We start from the raw sequence: 19,177 nt of genomic DNA, 5'->3' as shown, positions 1-19,177 counted from the left end.
CTGTTTACACGCCACTTGGAAAAACCGCTGAGCCTTTACAAATACGCTTTAAGCCGTCCAGCCGGAATCTGATACTTAGGATTCAGGCCGGACAGCTTTTGATTTCTCTACAAGAATCGCCCGTTTTCCTGCCACACTTCGCCGTCCAGCGAAATCCGTCCGCCTTGCCTTAAATCGGTAATCAAATCCCAGTGAATCGCGCTGGCATTCAGGCCGCCCGTTTCCGGATAAGAGCGGCCTAGCGCCAAATGCACCGTTCCGCCGATTTTTTCATCGAACAAAATGTTGCCTGTGGGCGTTTGAATGCCGCTGTTGGAGCCGATGCCCAATTCGCCCAGCTTCCGTGCGCCGGAATCGGTATTCAGGGCTGCCAGCAAGGTGCTTTCGCCTTCGTCGGCGCGGGCATCTACTACCACGCCGTCCCGAAATTCCAGCCGTGCACCGCGCACCATTACGCCCGCATATTCGGCAGGCACATCAAACGTAATAAATCCATTCGCGCTGTCTTCTAGTGGCCCGGTAAACACTTCACCGCTGGGCATGTTGCGTTTGCCGTCGCTGTTGGCCCATGTTCGCCCGCCTACGCGCAGGGTCAAGTCGGTGCCGGGGGCCTCGATTTTTACCGTGTCGGCGCGGCTCAATCGCTCGATCAAGCGGGCCTGAAGCTCGCGCACCTCTCCCCACGCGGCCACCGGATCAGGGCGGTCTAGGAAGATGGCCCGCATCACAAACGCCCCAAAATCGGCCTCGGTCATGCCTGCTTGGGCGGCGGCGTGCGCGGTGGGATACAGCGTCAGGCTCCATTTTTTGCGGGCGCGGGCGGCGGCCAAAGCGGAGCGGGCAGCGGTCAGGCGGGCGCGTCGGCTGGCGTCTACGGCGTCCACATGGCCCGCCCCCGGCGTCAGGATTCGTAAGGTGCCGTCCATGCCCTCCATATCGGCCAACTCTGCGGCATGAAGTACGTCCAGCACGCCGTCAGCCGCCAGCGCCGCCACGTCGTCGTCTTGGCCCGGATAATCCATCCTCACTGCTGGCCGCCCGCCTGCCCGCAGTACGGCGCGGGCCACTTCGCGCACGAGGGGCAGACCAGCCACGCCACCTGCGATCAGAATGCGCTCGCTCGGCTGCACATTCAGGCAGTAGGCCACCAACAATTCGGCGTGTGGGCGCGGATCGTAGGCCAAGAGGGTTGCATGTGGGGCCGCTTCTGGGTTGTTCTGCACGCGGGCCAGCCTACCGCATCGGGCCAAAGTAGGGAGGCGGAAAGGTTGTGCGGTAAGCATTCAATACTGACGATTGCGTGTCAACCCCCCAGTCTGCTGCGCAGCCAGCCCCCCTCAAGGGGAGCGCAACAGCTTTTGTCCCCACCTTTAAGGGGGGGCGTTGCGCCAGCAACGGGGGGGTTCACCTTCCAACTTGAGCGTCTTCGCCCCTCAACATCCAGCCCCCAGCCTCCCCGCCCCGCTGCTGACCATCTGGCCCGGTGCTATCCTGCTCGGCTATGACGGCCCCGCTTGACCCAACCCCCTCCAACTCTGTCAAATCCGCTCCGGGTGCATCCGAACCCGCCCGCCTTGACCCCAACAATACGGCCACCCTGACCATCGCCTGCCCAGACCGCAAGGGCATCGTAGCCGCCGTGTCGCAGTTTTTGCTCAATCACGGCGCGAATATCCTGCATTCCGACCAGCACACCACCGACCCCAGCGGCGGCCAGTTTTTTATGCGAATGGAATTTCATTTAGACGGCCTCGATTTGGCGCGCGGCGCGTTCGAGCGGGCCTTCGAAAGCGTTATCGCCCAGCCCTTCGCAATGCGGTGGCGCGTGAATTACACGGCCCAGCCCAAGCGCATGGCGATTTTGGTCAGCCGCTACGACCACTGCTTCCTCGATTTGCTGTGGCGCAAACGCCGGGGCGAACTGCACATAGAAATTCCGCTGATCATTTCCAACCACGAGGACTTGCGGCGCGACGCTGATATGTTCGGCATTCCGTTTCATGTGGTGCCCGTAACCAAAGAGAACAAAGCCGAGGCCGAGGCCGAGCAAGTGCGCCTGATGCATGAGGCGGGGGCAGACTTTGCCGTGCTGGCGCGCTATATGCAGATTCTCAGCGGCGACTTTTTGCGGGGCTTTGGCCGCCCCGTCATCAACATTCACCATTCCTTCTTGCCTGCCTTCATCGGCGCGAACCCATACCGGGCCGCCTTCAAGCGGGGTGTGAAACTGATCGGGGCCACCAGCCATTACGTGACCGAGGAACTGGACGCCGGGCCGATTATTGCCCAAGACGTGATTCCGGTCACGCACCGCGAAACGCCCGATTCTTTGATGCGAATGGGCCGAGATGTAGAGCGGCAAGTGCTGGCCCGCGCCGTGAAAGCGCACGTAGAAGACCGGGTATTGGTCTACGGAAATAAGACGGTAGTGTTTTAAGCCTGATCTCAAGGCCATGAAAACGGCGCTGGAGTGTAAGACTCTCAGCGCCGTTTGTATCCGTATCAGACCTAATTCAGTTCCCGCGCCCCGGCTGGAACCGTGGAAATCAGCACGTCCAGACGGTCGAGCAGGGTCTTGCCTTCCAGCGCCTCTTCCCGCTGTTCTGGCGTGAGGGGCAGGAGGGCGGCGGCAAAACTTGCCAGCAGCAAGGGTTCGTCGGGGGCATTGTCGCGGATGGCGGCGGCGTCGCTGGGCCGCAGCCTCAGCAGGTCGGCCAGCAGGCGGCGGGCCACTGCTTCGGTGGCGGGCAGGCCGAGGGGGTCAGGTTCCAGCGGCCAGTCTTCCACGGTGGCGCTCAGGAACGGCTCGGTCAGGTCAAAGTCCTGAACGCGGAACCGGTCGCCGCCCACCACGATGATGCTGCTCGTGCCGTCTTCGTGGCCCTGCGCCTGCATCAGGTGGGCGTAGCTGCCAACCATAGACACCCGCTCGTGAAAGGGGAGATTGGATTCGTCGCTGGTTTCACGCACCCGCACGATGCCGAACGGCTCGCCCGTTTCCTGCACGCGCACCAGCAGCGCCCGGTAGCGTGTTTCGAAGACATACAGGGGAAGCACTTGCCCCGGAAACAGCACGAGGTTTGGCAAGGGAAAAAGAGGGACAACCGGAGGCGCGGACATGGTGCGTTTATCCTGCGCCCTGAACGGGGGTGATGACTTGTGCGGAAGCTACAGAACAGCTACGGCAGAGCTTACTTTTCAGGGGTGGGGTCATGGTTCTGATCATGATTCTGGGCCTCAGCATGAACGGTCTCAGGAGTCACTTCAAGAGTGGCCCGGCTTGTCCGCTTGCGCTTGGGCACGGGCGGGGGCGGCGCATTCCAAGCGGCCAACTGCCCGGCAGAGACGCCAAGCGTCAGCAAGTGGGCGGTGTCTTGGGGCGTCAGGCCAGCCGAGGCCAGCAGATCGGGGCGGCGGGCGAGGGTGCGGGCCAACGCCTCTTGCCTGCGCCAAGTGGCAATAGCCGCGTGATTGCCGCCGCGCAGCACATCGGGCACGGCGTCGCCTTCCCAGTCTAGCGGGCGGGTGTATTCGGGGTAATCCAGCAAACCGCTGGAAAAGGAATCGGCGCGGTGGGAATCGGCGTCTCCCAGCACCCCCGGAACCAACCGCGCGACAGCTTCCAGCACGCAGGCGGCGGCGGCTTCCCCACCCATCATCACAAAATCGCCGATGCTCAGTTCCCGCGTGACCCGTGTTTCTACCCGTGCATCAAAGCCTTCGTAGCGCCCGCACAGGAACACCAGATGCCGCTTGCCGCTCAGTTCCTCAGCCACCGCCTGTGTAAACGGCTGTCCCGCCGGACTGAACAAAATGACTTCATCAGTCCCGGCCTCCAAGTCGGGCAGGCTTGCCACCGCACGCTCGGCCACATCCACCCGAATGACCATGCCTGCGCCGCCACCATACGGGGTGTCGTCTACTTTGGCGTGACGGTTGCCCGCAAAGTCGCGCAAATTTACCAACTGCACATCGATCAGGCCACGTTCCCGCGCTTTGCCCACAATCGCTTCACTGGCAAACGGGGTCAGCAGTTCAGGAAACAGCGTGAGAAAAGAGAAAGTCAGCATAGACGGTCAGGGCGATTCTTCGGCGTCATCGTCCAGCAGGCCAGCGGGCGCGTCGTCAGTCAGCACGACTCTCACAGGGCGGCCCGCCTCGGTCTGCACGTCCACATAGGGCGCTTGCAGGGGCAACAGCGATTCTTTGCCCCCATGCTGCACCACCAACAAATCTTGCGGCCCAGCGTCGATCACATCGCTTACCTTGCCCAAGACCGTGCCCGCCGCATCCAACAACGGGAGGCCGCGCAAGTCGTGATAATAAAAGCTGCCCGCTTCCAACCCCGGCAGGTCGGCATCGGCGGCGTACACGTTCGCGCCGCGCAGAGGTTGCGCACCTTCCCGGTCGGTTATCCCGGCCAGTTGCAGCGCCACGCCGGGAGCCAGTGGGTCGGCCCGGCGCACCCTCAGCCACCCACGCCCCTCCACGTAGACGCGGGGCAGGCTCAGAATTTGGCCCGCGTCGCCCAGTACGTACAGCTTAATGCCGCCCTGTACGCCGTGTGGCCCCAAAAAGTACCCCAGCCGGGTCGTGTCGGCGGGCGCGGTCATACCTGCCGCCCAGTGTGTGTCATGTGTGTCATCCAGCCTACTTTTGTTTGGAGATAGAGGTTTACTGCTGCTTACGCGGCGCGTCTAGGTCGACGTTTAGGCGCTCGCGGGGGTCACTGACCGCCCGTACCAGCGTCCGAATGGCCTGAATCACGCGCCCTTGCCGCCCGATCAACCGGCCTTCCTCGCCGGGGCCGACGCGCACCGCCACTGTCGGCCCACGCTTGGCAACCCGCACCAGCGAGGGTTGATCTACCACGCTCTGTGCCAGAAACAACGTCAGGTCTACGGGGTCGGTTTTCATGGGCGGCAGTCTACAGCATTTGGCTGGAGAATCAGGCTTTTTGCACGCTTAGAACGGGTAAATGTGGGGTGTTGGGGGCAGAGTGGGGAGCTTGGTAGGTTGGAAGCGCCGGGTGGGGCCAGTGTTTGAACGGCAAAATTTGTTTCGGGTTTTTGAGTGGCTCCTACGTTTTCCTCCACCCCCCAGCCCCCGCCCCCACAGGGGTCAGGGGAGTTGGTCGCTCTGCTTCGCAGCTCTGCGAGTCCGCTCGGGAGGATTGATCTTGTCGCATCCCGACTCGGCTAGATTGTTCGTTTGAAGCGGAATCGCCAGCCGTCTCGAACATGGAATTGGCCTGCGCGTTGCACGCACGACGGCCTCACACGGAGTTGGGCGGGGACGATCTGCGGTGGCGGTGTCATGGTTTTAGCTCCCTCCCTCTTTATGGGGGAGGGTTGGGGACTCGTAGAGCTGCGAAGCAGAGGGGGTGAGTGAGCGCCAGCGATCGCCCTCCCCTCAGACGCTTAGACCCTTAGACCAAGCCCCTACCATCTCAGGCAACAAAAAAAGCCCCCGAAGGAGCTTTGATTAAAACCGGAAGGGGCCGGTTTACGCGACCTTGACGCCCTGAGACTTCAGCAGGCGGCGGGCCGTCTGGGTAGGCTGAGCGCCGTTGGCGATCCAGTAGGCGGCGCGTTCGGCGTCGATCTTCAGGAAGGTTTCGCTGGTTTTGCGGGGGTCGTAGTGGCCCAAGCTCTCGATGTAGCCACCGTCACGGGGACGGCGAACGTCGGTAACAACGATGCGGTAGTGAGGGTTATGGGTGGAACCAAAGCGGGAAAGGCGAATCTTGACCATGAGAAGAACCTCTGAAAGTAGATGTACTGAGGGTAAAGCGCCTGCAAGGATGGCAGGGTTCATACGCCCGTCAGCAGCCAACCGGGAGCGCACCGAGGAAGAGTATCAGACCGGGGCGGGTGGGGCAAGTATGAACGCGGCAAGGAGGGCTGCGGCAACAGCTAAGGCGTCCTAGAACCCCGGATTCACCGGCTGACGGGTACTCCCGTTGACTCTGTTCAGTTGAAAAGCCATCCGGTCTGGGCCAAAAATAGGGCTGCCACCGATTGCGCCTAGCGGCGTGCCCTGTGCTACGCGGTTGCCGACGCTGACTTGCGGGTCTTGCAGCCCAAAGTAGGCGCTGACGGTAGTGCCGTGATCCACCAGAATGACCCAGCCTAGGCTGTTGTAGTAGGTGGCCGCAATCACGTTGCCCGCAGCGGTGGCGGCAGCTTGCGTACCTCCCGGCGCACTGAGGACCACCCACTGCGCTCCATTGGCCCCGTACCCCTGCGACACCGATCCGCCCGGCAAAGGAAATCCGCTGGGGCCACTGGCAGGCGGCAGCGGCGCAAGCTCCTGCTCAACTCTTTCCTGTGCGGCTTCGGCTTCTTGGCGCTGCTGGGCCAGCCGCTCCTGCTCTTGCTGCACAGCGGCGCGGCGGGCACCTTGGGTGGCTTCAGAGTTGCGTTGGGCCAACGCACGCGCTTCTTGTTCCCGCGCAAGGCGGTCACGCTCGGCTTGGGCGCGTTGTTGCTGCTCGCGGAGAATCTGAGTTCGGGCGGCCTGAGCTTGGGCAGCGCGGAGGCGTTCAGCTTGTACACGCGCCGCTTCAATTCGTGCAGCTTCTACGCGTGCCGCTTCTATTCTGGCGGCTCGTTCCTGTGCAGCACGCACGGCGGCGAGGCGTGCCGCTTCTATGCGGGCGCGTTCCTGAGCTTCCCGAATCCGGCGTAACTCGGCCAAGCGGCGCTGGCGTTCTTCTTCTAGGCGGCGTTGGCGTTCGGCCTCTATGCGGGCGCGTTCCTGCACCACTGCGCCCACCAAATTGTCTATCGTGCGCCCAGTCAGCACTTGTTCGGCCTGAGTTTGGACCGCAATGGTGCGCTGGCCCTGCTCGGATTTCCTCAGACTTGCCAGCAGCGTTTGTTGCTCTTGGCGGCGCTCTTTCAAATTCGCCAAGACCTCGGCCCGCTGCGTCTGCAAGTCCTTCAGGGCGGCGGTCTGCTGGGCCTGCTGCGCCTCTTGCTGCTTCAGCGAGGCCACTTCGGAGCGCAGCGTTTCTATGATTTTGACGTTGTATTTCCCCGCCATGTTGTTGTAATTCAGCCGAATCAGCAAATCGGACAGGCTGCGGGACTGAGACAGCAGTTGCAGGTAGCGCCCGCTCCGCTCGCGGTAGAGGGTATTCAGAATTTGGCGCACGTCTTCTTGCAGGCGCGACACCCGCGTTTCGGTGCGGCCTTTGGCGGCGGTGGTATCGGCCAGCAGTTGCTCGGCCAGTCGGGTGCGGGCGGCCACAGTCGCTACTTCGTTCACCAGTTGCGTCACGTTGCGGCCCAGTCCATCTAGGCGCGTCAGGGTGGCCTTTTGCTGCACGGTCAGGTTCTGAATCGTGTTCCGCACCTGCTCTAGCTCCTGCGCCTGCGCTGCGTTCAGTCGCCGCTGCTGCTGAAGGTCGCGCTGCAACTGCTCTAGACGCTCAGAAGTGGTTTGCGCCCCAGCCAACAGCGCCGCCGACACCAACAGCAGAGCAACTCGCCGTCCTACCCGCACTATTCCAACTCCTGCAAATAGCGGCGAGAAGCAAACAGACTGCCCAGCAGGCCAATCGTGATGCCTAGCAGCGCCACGCCGCCCAAAATCGGCGCGAGAATGGCGGGGTCGGTGACCACCGGAAACACGGGCGCAAGCAGTTGCACGCGGCGGGCCAAGCCGAAGTAGGCGGGCGTCAGGACGGCCAGCGCCACTGCTCCGGCCAGCACGCCCAGCAGCACGCCTTCAATTACATGCGGCATCCGAATAAAGCCGCGTGTGGCCCCCAGCAGGCGCATCACACTGATTTCGTTGCGGCGGGCGTACATGGCGACCCGCACGGCATTCAGGATGTTGAAGAGCGTGCCGAGCAGCAGCAGCCCCACCAAGCCGTATCCGGCAGCGCGAATGGCGGTCAGCGCCCGCACGGTGGGATCGACGTAGCCCGCGCCGTATTCCACGTCACCGACGCCCGGCAACCGCGCTACAGCGGCGGCCACCACCCGCGAATCTTCGACCCGGCCCACTTTCATCCTCACGGTGGTCGGAAATGGGTTGCCCACCAACGATACGGCGTCGCGGGCATACGGCGAGTCGCGGGTCATTTCTTCCAGCACCTGCTCGCTGCTGACCAAGCGGGCCTCGCGCACCTGCGGAAAGCCCTGCACCTGCTTCAGCAGGGCCGCGCCATCGGTGCCCGCATTCAGAAAGGCCGCCACTTCCACCTGAGATTCCAACTGCTCCAGCGTGCGGTTCACGTTCAGCGTGAGCAGCAGCACGAAGCCCAGCATCAGCAGGGTCAGGGTCATGGTCATCAGGGTGGCGAGGGTGGCCGTAAAGTTGCCGCGCATGGCGACTAAGGCTTGCCGGAAGTGGTAGGTCACAGCGCGTACCCGCCATACGGATCATCGCGCACCAGCTTGCCCTTCCGCAGCGTCAGCGTGCGGTGCCGGAAGGTTTCCACGAGGTCACGGGCGTGGGTGGCGACTACCACCGTTGTGCCGCGCAAGTTCACGTTTTGCAGCACCTTCAGCACTTCTCGGCTGTTGTCGGGGTCAAGGTTTCCGGTGGGTTCGTCGGCCAGCAGCAGCGGCGGATCGGACACGATGGCGCGGGCAATCGCCACCCGCTGTTGCTCGCCCTGAGACAGTTGCAGCGGCAGCGCGTACTTCTTGTGTTCCAACCCTACGGTTCGCAGGGCCGTCGTGACTCGTGCAGGCCATTCCCGCTGCGCTACCCCAGTCACGCGCAGGGCAAACGCCACATTGTCGTAGGCATTCAGGTGCGGCAGCAACAGGTTTTCCTGAAATACGGTTCCCATGCGGCGGCGCAGCAGGGCGGTGCGGCCCCCCCGGTAGCGGGCCAGCGGCTCTCCGGCCACACGCACTTCCCCCTTGCTGGGCAGCGCCCGCTTCAGCACCAGATTCATAAAACTGCTCTTTCCGGCCCCGGAATGGCCGACCAGATACACGAATTCGCCTTTGCCGACATGCATACTCACGTCGTCTAGGGCCAGCGTGCGCGTCACGGGATATTCGAGGGTCACGTGTTTGAAATCGATCATGTGCGTTCCCCGGCAACAAAGATGCTGGGCAGCGTTAAAGGGAAGAATAGAGTCATGCTCGCGGTGCAGCATAACCCAGCCTCTTCACCGAACCATGAAGGCGGCCTCATGAGTGCGCGTCAGGTGGTAACTTCCGCCTCAAACGCCCTTCACCCGCACGCACTATCTTGACCCTGTGAACGCAAAACGCTTGACGCTCGTGGCCGGAACGCTCGCTGCCACTGCCGCCGTCGCCTACGCACAACTGGGCGGCTATACGCAATCGGACCTCACCAAAACGGCCACAGGCAAGACGCTGCTTCAGGTCATCGGCGACCTGAACCAGTACTACCTGTACCCCGTAGACCAAGAAAAACTGCTACGCGGCGCAATCAACGGCGCAATCGGCAGTCTGAACGATGAGTTCACCTACTACAGCGAACCCGCCAACAACGCCGTAGACCAGCAGAATCTCAGCGGTGAGTTTTACGGCATCGGCGTGACGCTGAATGCCGCCAACGCTGACGGCACGGGCGGCAAGATCGACAACGTGTACAAAAACGGCGCGGCGGCGGCCAACGGCGTCCAAATCGGTGATGTGTTCGTTAAGATCGGTGACAAAGACGTGCTGAACAGCAAGCTCGATGAAATCGTGCGGTTGGTACGTGGGACCAAAGGCACGTTCGTCAATGTGACCTTTGCGCGGGGCGGCAAAACTTACAACGTGAAGATGGAGCGCCAGCCCGTTGTGATCGTCAGTGTGGAAGAAACCATGCTGCCCGGAAACGTGGGGTACATCGCTCTGAACACCTTTTACAACGAGAAGGCCAGCGATCAATTTGCCGCTGCCGTCGCCAATATGAAGAAGAAGAACGTGACCAAGTTGATCCTTGACCTCCGCGACAACGGCGGTGGCCTGCTCAGTGCGGGAGTAGACGTAGCCGATCAATTCCTGCAAACGGGCAACATCGTGAGTTTGCGCGAGCGGAGCGGCAAAACCACCGTGTACGGCAAAGCGGCCAAGCGCAACAGCGACTACACGGGCAAATTGATCGTGCTGGTCAACAAAAACAGCGCCAGCGCCAGCGAAGTCGTCAGCGGAGCCTTGCAAGATGCAAAGCGGGCCACCATCTTGGGCGAGCAGACTTTTGGCAAAGGCGTGGCCCAGATTCCGATCACCACGGTAGACGGCGGCAAAGTCGCTATCGTGAACAGTTCGTGGTTGACGCCGTTGGGCCGCGAGATTCACAAAAAGGGCATCACGCCGGATGTCCTGGTCAAAGACACCCGCTCTGTCACGCCCCTGAACTTCAGCGGCGGCGGCATCGCGGCGGGCAGCAAGATCACGCTGACGGTGGCCGGAAAGCCCGTGACCGTGACTGCCGATAAAGAAGGCAAATTTACCTACACAGGTGAGGCGAAGCGGCCAGTTCGCAGCACGACTCAGGGTGAAGCCAGCGTAGACATCGTGGCCGACGCCCAAGTGAAGAAGGCGCTGGAACTGCTGAAGTAGACTGGCTGTAAGTGTCTGTGGGCCGGGGCTTTTGCTTCCGGCCCACTGGCTTTTGTTGGCGTCTGGTTTTTGAGAGTAGCAGTCAAATGGCGGCTAGGACGCTCTTGATGGCCCGTCTCGCAGGGCATGGAAATGACCAAATTCAGTCCCAGTCCCACTTGCGCCAGTCGCTTGCTTTAGCGTTGCTCGTTTTGGCTTTGCTGGATTCGGTCTCCGGTTTTTTGGCGGCTGGGTCTGGATACCATTCATAAGCGGCGGCCAAAGCGGTATCCAACCTTGCCCGCAAGAGGGCAGCGAGCGTTGCCGATTCCCCAGCGCTGACCTTGCCGATCTCGGCTTCTAATCTGGCCCGCAGTTCCTCCAGTTTGGGCAAATATGGCTCGCGGGCCATCTTCACCGCGCCTTTCCTCAGCGGCTCGGGGTGAATAACGGGGCGGTAAGAGGTGGCGGCGGCTTCCAGCAATGCGGCGCGGGCCAGCGTGCGGGCGGCTTTGGCTTTCTCGGCGCGTTCGCGGGCATCGGCGGCGCGGGCCTGACCGATCAAAAAGTTTTCGTCGCGCTCGGCTTCTTCTACCCTCGCTTCGGTGTACAGCTTCACCGGGGGCAATTTGCGGCGGCCCATCTTCAGGCCGTTGGGCCGCGTGCCGTCGTGTGTGCCCAAAAATTTGGCAATCAGGGCCGCCGTCCAGCCGCGCTCCTTCAGGTCTTGCGTCGCCAGATATCCAGCAGGGTTCAGGGGCTGCTTCTCAGGCTTGGCGCTCATGTCGTTTGACCCTTTCCCGGTCAGCCTTCTCCCAGTCGGTACAAAGCATGTCCAGCCGCACGCTGTCGTAGCGTTGACCGCGCACTACACGCGCTTCCCGCACCCGCCCCGCCTCCCGGAAGCCCAGCCGCAGAGCCGCCCGGATCATGCGTTCGTTGCCGCTCCAAGTGGTGAAAGTGACGACATGCGCGTTGGTTTCCTCGAAAGTGGCCGTGACCCACAGCTCCAGCGCCCGCGTGCCCACGCCGCGCCCCCAGTGGGCCGGGTCGTACACCAAAATGCCCAAATCCCACCAGCCGCCGCCTGCCGGAGCTTCCTCAGAGCGGTTGACCATGCCGATGCACACGCCGCCCACGTCAATCACGCGCTCATCGGGATGGGGGGGAGTGACCGCCAGTTGGTCTACGTAGGCATTCATCGTTTCCGTCGTGCTGGCCGCGTGAAAATACGGCGCGTCCCACTCGCGCCACTGCGCCTGCGGGTCGGTCAGCCAGCGCCGCAGCGTGGGCAGGTCGCGGGGGCGGCGGCCCCGAATGGACACAGCTTGGGGGGCAGGAAGAGGCGCGGAGGGCGGCAGGGTCACGGGCGCATCATGGCAGAAGCGCGGGCCGCAGCAACAGCGAGGAAGGGTTCATGCTTGATGTCACTTGAAGGTCAGCGTCTCGCCGCTCGCCCCCACCGTCACTTTGCCGCCGCCCTTCAAGCGTCCAAACAACAGTTCGTCGGCCAGTGGGCGCTTCAGCTTCTGCTCAATCACGCGGGCCAGCGGGCGTGCGCCCATCTGCGGGTCGTAACCCAATTTTGCCAAGAGTGCGCGGGCGGCGGGCGTGACTGTAATCGCCACGTTCCGCTCCAGCAGTTGCGCGGTCAGGTCGCGCAGGAACTTGTCCACCACCCCGGCCATAATTTCGGGGGCCAGCGGCGAAAAGTGCAGCACGGCGTCAAGGCGGTTACGGAATTCTGGGCTGAAGGTGCGCTTCACGGCTTCGGCACTCTCGCCCGTGCGGGACACTTGCGAAAACCCTAAACCGGGTCGGCTGGCGTCGGCGGCTCCGGCATTGGTCGTAAAGATCAGCAGCAGGCCGCGCCCGTCTACCTTTTTGCCCGTGTGGTCGGTCAGCGTGCCGTGATCCATCAGTTGCAAAAAGAGGTTGTAGATGTCGGGGTGGGCCTTTTCTATCTCGTCCAGCAGCACCACCGCATGAGGGTTTTTGGCGACGGCATCGGTCAGCAGGCCGCCCTGATCGAAACCCACGTAGCCGGGAGGCGCTCCGATCAGGCGGGCCACCGTATGCGCTTCCTGATACTCGCTCATGTCGAAGCGGGCCAGATGCACGCCTAGGCGCTCCGCGAGGGCGCGGGCCAGCTCGGTTTTGCCGACTCCGGTGGGGCCAGCAAACAGGAAGGCGGCTTGCGGCTTTTGCGGATCGCGCAGGCCAGCGCGGGCCAGTTTGACGGCGCTGGCAACGGCAGTCACGGCTGCCGCCTGCCCCAGCACCCGCTTGCCCAAATCGGCTTCCAGCGTCGCCAACGACTGCACTTCTTCGGCCTTCACCGCGCCCACCGGCACACGGGCCATTCGCGCCACCGTCGCCTCTATGTCGGCCTCGGCAATTTCGCCGCCCGTGCCCACCGAAGACCGCGCCGCGCCCGCCTCATCAATCACGTCTATGGCCTTATCGGGCAAAAAGCGGTCACGCAGATGCCGCGCACTCAGGCGCACAGCAGCGTCCAACGCGGCTTCGGTGTAGGTGACTTTGTGATGGGCGGCGTACTTGGGAGCGAGGCCCCGCAAAATGGCGATGGCGTCGGCCTCGGACGGTTCCGGCACATCTACCGGCTGAAAGCGCCGCCACAGCGCCCGATCTTTTTCGAGGTGGCGCAACTCGGCGGGCGTGGTGGCCCCCATCAGCCGCAGTTTGCCGCGTGCCAGTGCAGGTTTGAGAAGGTTGGCGGCGTCCATGCTGCCGCCCTCGGTGGCTCCGGCCCCCACCACCGTATGCAGCTCGTCTACAAACAGCACCGCGTTTTGACCGTCCAGCGCGGCCAGCACGCCTTTCAGCCGTTGCTCGAAATCGCCCCGGTAGCGCGTGCCCGCCAGTAGCGCTCCCAAATCCAGCGCGTACACCGATGCGCCGCGCAGGAATCCGGGCGCTTGGCCGTCGGCGATTCGCTGGGCCAAGCCTTCGGCCAGCGCCGTTTTGCCCACGCCGGGTTCGCCCACCAGCACCGGATTATTCTTCCCACGCCGCGCCAGCACATGCACCACCCTCGTCAATTCGGCGTCGCGGCCAACCACCGGGTCAAATTCTCCGGCGCGGGCCTGCGCGGTCAGGTCGGTCGTAAAGGCTTCCATCGGGTCTAGGGGTACGTCTTCGGCAGGAGTTTCGGCGGGGCCGTCTATACCAGCGGTCAGGCGTTCGCGGCTGCGGCCTGCCACCTTGGCTGTGCCGTGTGACACGTAGCCCAGCATATCCAGCCGCGTAATCCCCTGAGCCTCCAGCGCGGCGCGGGCGGGCGAATCTTCCTCTTCCAGGAGTTCCACCAGCACCCGCGCTCCATCGGCGGCCTCTTTGCCTTTGCCGCTGGCGTGCAGTTGCAGCACCGCTCCCTGCACCACCCGGTGTACAGCAAGTGTGAAATCAGGGCCGTCATCTGGGTCGGTTTCGTCGGCTGGAAGCACCTCGAAGGTATCTAGCGTCTGTTGCAGCGTGTCGCGCAGGCGTTCCACATTTGCGCCCAGTGCCAGCAGCGCCTCGCGGCCTTCGGGGTCGTGGGTGAGGGCCAGCAGCAGATGCTCCAGCGTCACGTATTCGTGCCCGGCTTCCCGCGCATAGTCGGCGGCGCGGCCAATCGTTATCTGTAAATGATCTCCGATCACTATTCTTCTCCCTCTGGCTCGGCCACCAGCATCAGCGGAAAGCCTTCCTGCCGGGCGTGGGCCGTCACCTGCGCCACCTTCGTTTCGACCACCTCGCGGGTATACACGCCCGCCACGCCGCGCCCCTTGTGATGCACGGCCAGCATGACCAACTGCGCTTCCTGCTCGCCCTTGCGGAAATAGCGTTCCAGCACCATCACCACGAAATCCATCGGGGTGTAATCGTCATTGATGAGCAAGACCCGGTAAAGGCGCGGGCGCTGCGTCGTCGTGCGGTCTAGCGTTTGCGTGCCGCTGTCTGGAGTGTTCCGGCGCGTCATGGGCGCAGTGTAGCGAAGTTGGCCGGAGGGGGGCGGGGCAGGGGTTACGGTGTGTGGCTGTCGAGGCTGTAGGTGAGGGGATTTGGAGTTGCTCCCACGTTTTCCCCCACCCCCCAGCCCCCGCCCCCAAAGGGTGCAGGGGAGTTGGTCGCTCCGCTGAGGAGGATTGATCTTGTCGCGTCCAAACTCGCCTAGCCCGTCCATTTGAAGCGGAATTGCCAGTCGTCTTGACACTGGAATTGGCCCACCCGCTGCGCGGATGACGGCCTCACACGGAGAGGGGCGGGGACGATCTGGGGTGGCAGTGTGGTGGTGTTAGCCCCTCACCCTTGAGGGGGGAGGTTGGGACTCGCAGAGCTACGCAGTAGAGGGGGTTAATGAGCGCCAGCGATTGCCCTTCGCCCTCCCCAGCCCACAAATAAAACCCCTCCACTCACCTACGGAGCAGAGGGGGTAGACAACTGAATTGCTGGCTGATTAGCCCTTCTTGGCGTCCTGCACTGCACCCTTCACATCGGCCTTGACTTCGTTCGCTTTGGCTTTGGCGTCGGCGGTCACATCGGCGGCTTTGTTCTGGGCGTTGTCAGCAGCCTTCTGAGCGCCTGCGGCCACGTCCTGCGCTTTGTCTTTGGCAGCGTCTACGGCTTTGCCCGCGTCGGCTTTCACGTCGCCTGCTTTGTCTTTGGCCGTGTCCACAAACTTCTGACCTTCTTTTTGGGCATCGGCTTTCACGTCGTTAGCTTTATCGGTGGCCGAGTCGGCGGCTTTGCTTGCTGCGGCCTTCACGTCGCCTGCTTTGTCTTTCGCGTCGGCAGCTACGTCAGCGGCAGCATCCTTGGCCTTGTCGGCGGCTCCGGTCACAGCCACCTTCACGTCGCCCGCGACTTCTTTGGCTTTGGCTGCGGCGGCCTCTGCACCACCAGCGGCGGCGTCCTTCACGTCACCGGCTTTGTCGGCAATCACGTCGCCTGCGTGCTGGGCGGCGTCTTTGGTCTTCTCCCAGCCTTTGGCGACGCTATCGCCCATGTCGTGCACGGTGTCTTTCAGACCCAAATCGGCCAGTTTTTGATCCAGCGCCTTGCGGTTTTGTTCGCGGCTCAGGTAGTACGCGCCTGCGCCAATCAGTGCGCCCAGCAGCAAGAGGCGTTTTACGGGGAAATGACGGTCATCGCGGTCAAACATATGAGAAATCCTAACCCGCCTTTCTCATGAACAGATGAGGACGCACTCAGGAGGGGTTCAGGGTGGGCAAGTCTGATCTACACTCAGGGCCATCATGCCCGCCCCCGCGCCGTCTCCTGCTGCTTTGCCTGCTTTTCCGCCCAGCCTGAGTGCCGCGCTGGACGTGCAAACTTACGGCGCGGCGCTGGCCGAGTACGCTTGCCGCACGGTGCGGGCACACGGCGTGCGGGTGTGGGCGGTATCGGGTGGTTCGCTGATTCCAGTGGCCGAAGAAGGGAGCGGGCTGGCCCTCAGCGACGGAACCTTGGCGGCGCGGGCATTGGCGGGCGGCGTGGTACTGGAAGAAGGCATGTTGGCCTGCTTGCCGTTTGGGGCGGGTGTGCTGGAATTCGTGGGCGCTGACCCGGCGGGCGTAGAGAGTCTGCAGGGGCTGACGCCGCTGCTGGCACTGGCGCTGGAGGGCGTGCAGGCGCGGGAAGCCCGGCGCGGGCGAGGGCGTGTGGCCGAAACGGTGGAAGGTCTGGTTCGCAGCCTCGGCGGAAGCCTCGATTTGCCGGAAGTGCTGACCGTCACGGCCCGTAGCGCGGCGCTGGCCCTTGGGTTCGGGCGGGCCTTCGTGGGCCTGTTCAGCGAATTTGGGGAAGCGGGCGCACGCACCGGAGAGATTTTTACGCACGGCTTCGAGGGCGAGTTTTCGGGCGGCATCGGCGTCGGCCCGGTCAGCTTCGAGCGGTTGGTGCAGCGCGGCGAGGCCATCCGCTTCGAGCGCGGGCGGGATGCGGGCACGCCCCTCGCGGCAGGGCTGGCGGAACTGAATCCGGTGGCTGCAGTCATTGCCCCCCTCACGGCGCGGGGGCGGCCCTTGGGACTCCTGTACGTCGACAGCCGCACGCCCGGAGCCAGTGCCACCGAAGACGACGCCCGATTGGTGCTGGCGCTGGCCGAGCAAGCCAGCCTCGCCATAGACAATGCCCGCTTGTACGGCATAGAAACCCGCAAACGCGAGGCCGCCGAAGCCCTGCGCGAAGCGGGCGCGGCCTTGGCGGGCAGCCTGCATCTGGCCGATACGCTGGCGCAACTGCTGGAGCGGGCCGTGACCCTGTTCCGCGCCGATGCAGCGGGCGTCTCGGAACTGCTGCCCGATGGACGAACGCTGATTATTCGTAATGCTGTGGGCCTGCCCAGCGAATACGTCTTGCGGGTGCGGGCCAAAGTGGGGGCGGGCGTGACGGGCGGAGCGGTAGAGCGCCGCGCGATGGTGGCCGCCCGCGACTTGCCCCGCGATCACGCCGATCCCCAAACCGAGGGCGCGATTACCGGAGGCCTCGGTGGAGGCAGCCGATATACCCGGCAACTGCTGGCGCAGGGGGCGTACCCGTTCCGGGGCGTGGTGGGCCTGCCGCTGCAAACGGGAGCGGGCATTTTTGGCGCTCTTACGCTGTATTTCCGTGAGCCGTTGCCGCTGGACGCCGACGATTTGGCGCTGGCCGAAGTGTTTGCGGCTCAGGCCAGTCTTGCCATTGCCAACGCCCGCCTGTACGAAGAAGAACTGCGCCGCGAGCGAGAAGCCGCCGTGCTGCTGAACGTGGGCCGCCTGCTGGCCGAAGACCAGTCGGACGCCACCCTAAGTGAAGCGGTGCGTCTGTCGGTGCTGGCGATGAACGCCACACGCGGCCTGATCGCCCTGACCAGTGAAGCAGGAAGCATCAGCCGCTGCGCCGCCTTCAATCTGCACTCGCCCAACGACACAGACTTGGCGGGCCTGACCGCGCAATTGGGCCGGGGGCCACGCCCGCTGACCCGCAAATACGCCTTGCCCGTGGCCGGAAGCGCCCTGATCGTGCCTCTGCGGAGCGCGGACGATGTGCTGGGTTTTTTGTACGCTGACGACCCCGGCACCGACCCGCCGAGTGACCGCGTGCTGCAACTGGCCCGCAGCGTGGCCGACCAGATCGCCCTCACCCTGACCCGCGAGCGCCTGCTGTCGGCACTGGCCCGCGAGGAAGCCCGTTACCGTCAACTCGCGGAGGGCGCACACGACCTGATCCTGTCTGCCGATGAGGGCGGCGTGATTACCTACGCCAATCCCGCCAGCACCGCACTCTTGGGGCCGCTGCTGGGGCCACTGACCGGGCAACCACTGCTGACGTTGGCGACCCCCGCCACCCGCCCCGCCCTGCACGCCGCGCTGGACGCCGCCCGCGTGCGTGCCGTGGGGGGCCGCGCCGAAATCGAGGTGGGCGGCACCGATCACCCGATCCGGCTGGAAGTGCGTCTGAGCGCCGTGCGAACCCCCGGACAACCTGCTGCCGCGCCCTCGGTGCTGATGGTGGCCCGCGACCTCAGCGAGTTGCAAACGCTGGCCGACGAAATTACCCGGCGCGGGCAGGCGCTGGAAGCGGCCACCAGCCGTCAAAGCGAACTCCGTACTTACCTGACGCTGTTTACGCAGGCACAAGAAGAAGAACGCCGCCGCATCAGCCGCGAACTGCACGACGATACGGCGCAGGTGCTGACCGCTACGACCCGCCGCGTGGCCCGCCTCGCCCGCGACCTCACCGGAGAGCAACGCGCCCGCGCCGACGATATTCGCGCCGACCTCGACAACGCCATAGAAAGCGTGCGCCGCTTTGCCCGCAACCTGCGCCCCAGCGTCCTAGACGACCTTGGGCTGCTGCCCGCGCTGGAATGGCTGGCAACTCAGGCCGTCACCGATACCCGCCTAGAAGTCGCGGGGCAAGACCGCCGCCTGCCGCCCACCATCGAACTGACCGTGTTCCGATTGGCCCAAGAAGCCCTGAACAACGTAGACAAGCACGCCCGCGCCCTCAGTGCCGCCATACGCGTGCAGTACACGCCGGATGGGGTGCGCGTCGCCATTACCGACGACGGGCAAGGCTTCACGCCAGATCAGGCACAGGCCCGCGCTCAGGCCGGACATTTGGGCCTCATCGGGCTACGCGAACGGGTGGCGTTGGCAGGCGGTGAGTTGGACGTGGAGAGCGTACCGGGACAGGGAACGACGCTGGTGTTTACGTTGCCGGGGTAGCCAGAAACACGGCGACATCCACCCCAAAGCGCCCCGCCAATGCCTGTGTCTGACGCATATTCAGGGCGCGTTTTCCGCTCAGGATTTCACTGACCACGCCTTGCGAACCGATTTCGGGCAATTCTCTTTGCTTGAGGCCGTGCTGATCCATCAGAAACCGCACGATTTCGCGGGGTTCGGCAGCGGGCAAAGGCAAACGCTGCTCGTAAGCGTGCAAATGCTCACCCAAGAGGTGATAACAAGAGTTTCCACGCAGGGATTTATGGCGACACCAACGAAGGCCCAAGAGGTGGGGATTGAAATTCCCCGGTCTCATGGGCCTTCATGCGAAGTGTCTATGCCTCGCTCCTCCAGCCTACCGCTCAGCATCGTCACCGCGTTGCTGAACCGTGCCACCAGTGTGAGTGGCATCGCCCCCTACAGCACCGTCCGGAAAAG

The 19,177-nt window shown here is 63.6% G+C and carries 18 protein-coding genes; 3 read left to right on the top strand and 15 right to left on the bottom strand.

Features of this window, described 5'->3' with window-relative positions:
• Positions 1-107: 107 nt before the first annotated feature.
• Positions 108-1,223: an aminopeptidase gene (locus tag E7T06_RS10870; protein WP_240740971.1), complete on the bottom strand. Its 1,116-nt coding sequence runs from the start codon at positions 1,221-1,223 to the stop codon at positions 108-110.
• 278 nt (positions 1,224-1,501) lie between these two features.
• Between E7T06_RS10870 and purU the strand changes: the two genes are divergently transcribed.
• Positions 1,502-2,437: a formyltetrahydrofolate deformylase gene (purU, locus tag E7T06_RS10865; protein WP_168733481.1), complete on the top strand. Its 936-nt coding sequence runs from the start codon at positions 1,502-1,504 to the stop codon at positions 2,435-2,437.
• 71 nt (positions 2,438-2,508) lie between these two features.
• On the opposite strand, the gene E7T06_RS10860 is transcribed toward purU, so the two are convergent.
• The 8 genes from E7T06_RS10860 to ftsE all read right to left on the bottom strand — a co-directional run bounded on the left by E7T06_RS10860 (position 2,509) and on the right by ftsE (position 9,052).
• On the bottom strand, positions 2,509-3,120 hold the full coding sequence (locus tag E7T06_RS10860; RefSeq protein WP_136365818.1) for an LON peptidase substrate-binding domain-containing protein: 612 nt from the start codon (positions 3,118-3,120) through the stop codon (positions 2,509-2,511).
• Positions 3,121-3,191: 71 nt separating this feature from the next.
• Positions 3,192-4,070, bottom strand: a complete 879-nt coding sequence (gene trmD / locus E7T06_RS10855; RefSeq protein ID WP_240740970.1) for a tRNA (guanosine(37)-N1)-methyltransferase TrmD — start codon at positions 4,068-4,070, stop codon at positions 3,192-3,194.
• A 6-nt stretch (positions 4,071-4,076) separates the two neighbouring features.
• Positions 4,077-4,613, bottom strand: coding sequence for a ribosome maturation factor RimM (gene rimM / locus E7T06_RS10850; protein WP_136365817.1), 537 nt, complete (start codon positions 4,611-4,613; stop codon positions 4,077-4,079).
• A 61-nt stretch (positions 4,614-4,674) separates the two neighbouring features.
• Positions 4,675-4,917, bottom strand: a complete 243-nt coding sequence (locus E7T06_RS10845) for a KH domain-containing protein (protein ID WP_168733480.1) — start codon at positions 4,915-4,917, stop codon at positions 4,675-4,677.
• Positions 4,918-5,505: 588 nt separating this feature from the next.
• Positions 5,506-5,754, bottom strand: coding sequence for a 30S ribosomal protein S16 (gene rpsP / locus E7T06_RS10840; protein ID WP_019008679.1), 249 nt, complete (start codon positions 5,752-5,754; stop codon positions 5,506-5,508).
• Positions 5,755-5,925: 171 nt separating this feature from the next.
• Positions 5,926-7,509 (bottom strand): M23 family metallopeptidase, encoded by a 1,584-nt coding sequence (locus E7T06_RS10835; protein ID WP_136365815.1) that lies wholly within the window; start codon positions 7,507-7,509, stop codon positions 5,926-5,928.
• Complete coding sequence (locus E7T06_RS10830) at positions 7,509-8,372, bottom strand: ABC transporter permease (protein WP_136365814.1); 864 nt, start codon at positions 8,370-8,372, stop codon at positions 7,509-7,511. The genes E7T06_RS10835 and E7T06_RS10830 overlap by 1 nt, the downstream gene beginning before the upstream one ends.
• Positions 8,369-9,052, bottom strand: a complete 684-nt coding sequence (gene ftsE / locus E7T06_RS10825; protein WP_136365813.1) for a cell division ATP-binding protein FtsE — start codon at positions 9,050-9,052, stop codon at positions 8,369-8,371. The genes E7T06_RS10830 and ftsE overlap by 4 nt, the downstream gene beginning before the upstream one ends.
• A gap of 175 nt (positions 9,053-9,227) precedes the next feature.
• On the opposite strand from ftsE, the gene E7T06_RS10820 reads away from it, so the two are divergent.
• Positions 9,228-10,544, top strand: a complete 1,317-nt coding sequence (locus tag E7T06_RS10820; RefSeq protein ID WP_136365812.1) for a S41 family peptidase — start codon at positions 9,228-9,230, stop codon at positions 10,542-10,544.
• A 142-nt stretch (positions 10,545-10,686) separates the two neighbouring features.
• Here the strand turns inward: E7T06_RS10820 and E7T06_RS10815 are convergent, their stop codons facing one another.
• The 5 genes from E7T06_RS10815 to E7T06_RS10795 form a co-directional block, all read right to left on the bottom strand.
• Complete coding sequence (locus tag E7T06_RS10815) at positions 10,687-11,307, bottom strand: hypothetical protein (protein ID WP_136365811.1); 621 nt, start codon at positions 11,305-11,307, stop codon at positions 10,687-10,689.
• Positions 11,291-11,890, bottom strand: coding sequence for a GNAT family protein (locus E7T06_RS10810; protein WP_136365810.1), 600 nt, complete (start codon positions 11,888-11,890; stop codon positions 11,291-11,293). The genes E7T06_RS10815 and E7T06_RS10810 overlap by 17 nt, the downstream gene beginning before the upstream one ends.
• A gap of 60 nt (positions 11,891-11,950) precedes the next feature.
• Positions 11,951-14,188 carry an AAA family ATPase gene (locus E7T06_RS10805; protein ID WP_136365809.1) on the bottom strand — a complete coding sequence of 746 codons (2,238 nt, stop codon included), beginning with the start codon at positions 14,186-14,188 and terminating at the stop codon, positions 11,951-11,953.
• Complete coding sequence (gene clpS / locus E7T06_RS10800) at positions 14,188-14,508, bottom strand: ATP-dependent Clp protease adapter ClpS (RefSeq protein WP_136365808.1); 321 nt, start codon at positions 14,506-14,508, stop codon at positions 14,188-14,190. The genes E7T06_RS10805 and clpS overlap by 1 nt, the downstream gene beginning before the upstream one ends.
• Positions 14,509-14,985: 477 nt before the next feature.
• Complete coding sequence (locus tag E7T06_RS10795) at positions 14,986-15,690, bottom strand: desiccation-associated late embryogenesis abundant protein (RefSeq protein WP_136365807.1); 705 nt, start codon at positions 15,688-15,690, stop codon at positions 14,986-14,988.
• Between the two features lie 94 nt (positions 15,691-15,784).
• On the opposite strand from E7T06_RS10795, the gene E7T06_RS10790 reads away from it, so the two are divergent.
• The gene (locus E7T06_RS10790; RefSeq protein ID WP_136365806.1) at positions 15,785-18,739 is read left to right on the top strand and encodes a GAF domain-containing protein; all 2,955 of its coding nucleotides are present in this window, start codon (positions 15,785-15,787) and stop codon (positions 18,737-18,739) included.
• On the opposite strand, the gene E7T06_RS10785 is transcribed toward E7T06_RS10790, so the two are convergent.
• Entirely contained in the window at positions 18,723-18,968 is a 246-nt protein-coding gene (locus tag E7T06_RS10785) for a hypothetical protein (protein WP_136365805.1), read from the bottom strand. The two genes, E7T06_RS10790 and E7T06_RS10785, sit on opposite strands and share 17 nt — an antisense overlap.
• Positions 18,969-19,177 lie beyond the last annotated feature (209 nt).

Origin of the sequence: Deinococcus sp. Arct2-2, assembly GCF_004801315.1 — a bacterium.
Taxonomy (GTDB): Bacteria; Deinococcota; Deinococci; order Deinococcales; family Deinococcaceae; genus Deinococcus.
The sequence above is the reverse complement of the archived record's forward strand: the minus strand, read 5'-3'. Positions and strand labels throughout refer to the sequence as shown.

Coding starts and splice junctions, on each gene's coding strand:
- trmD (WP_240740970.1), bottom strand. CDS start 4,070: ATGCTGACTTTCTCTTTTCTCACGCTGTTTCCTGAACTGCTGACCCCG.
- ftsE (WP_136365813.1), bottom strand. CDS start 9,052: ATGATCGATTTCAAACACGTGACCCTCGAATATCCCGTGACGCGCACG.
- rpsP (WP_019008679.1), bottom strand. CDS start 5,754: ATGGTCAAGATTCGCCTTTCCCGCTTTGGTTCCACCCATAACCCTCAC.
- E7T06_RS10795 (WP_136365807.1), bottom strand. CDS start 15,690: ATGTTTGACCGCGATGACCGTCATTTCCCCGTAAAACGCCTCTTGCTG.
- E7T06_RS10790 (WP_136365806.1), top strand. CDS start 15,785: ATGCCCGCCCCCGCGCCGTCTCCTGCTGCTTTGCCTGCTTTTCCGCCC.
- E7T06_RS10860 (WP_136365818.1), bottom strand. CDS start 3,120: ATGTCCGCGCCTCCGGTTGTCCCTCTTTTTCCCTTGCCAAACCTCGTG.
- E7T06_RS10815 (WP_136365811.1), bottom strand. CDS start 11,307: ATGAGCGCCAAGCCTGAGAAGCAGCCCCTGAACCCTGCTGGATATCTG.
- E7T06_RS10845 (WP_168733480.1), bottom strand. CDS start 4,917: ATGAAAACCGACCCCGTAGACCTGACGTTGTTTCTGGCACAGAGCGTG.
- purU (WP_168733481.1), top strand. CDS start 1,502: ATGACGGCCCCGCTTGACCCAACCCCCTCCAACTCTGTCAAATCCGCT.
- clpS (WP_136365808.1), bottom strand. CDS start 14,508: ATGACGCGCCGGAACACTCCAGACAGCGGCACGCAAACGCTAGACCGC.
- rimM (WP_136365817.1), bottom strand. CDS start 4,613: ATGACCGCGCCCGCCGACACGACCCGGCTGGGGTACTTTTTGGGGCCA.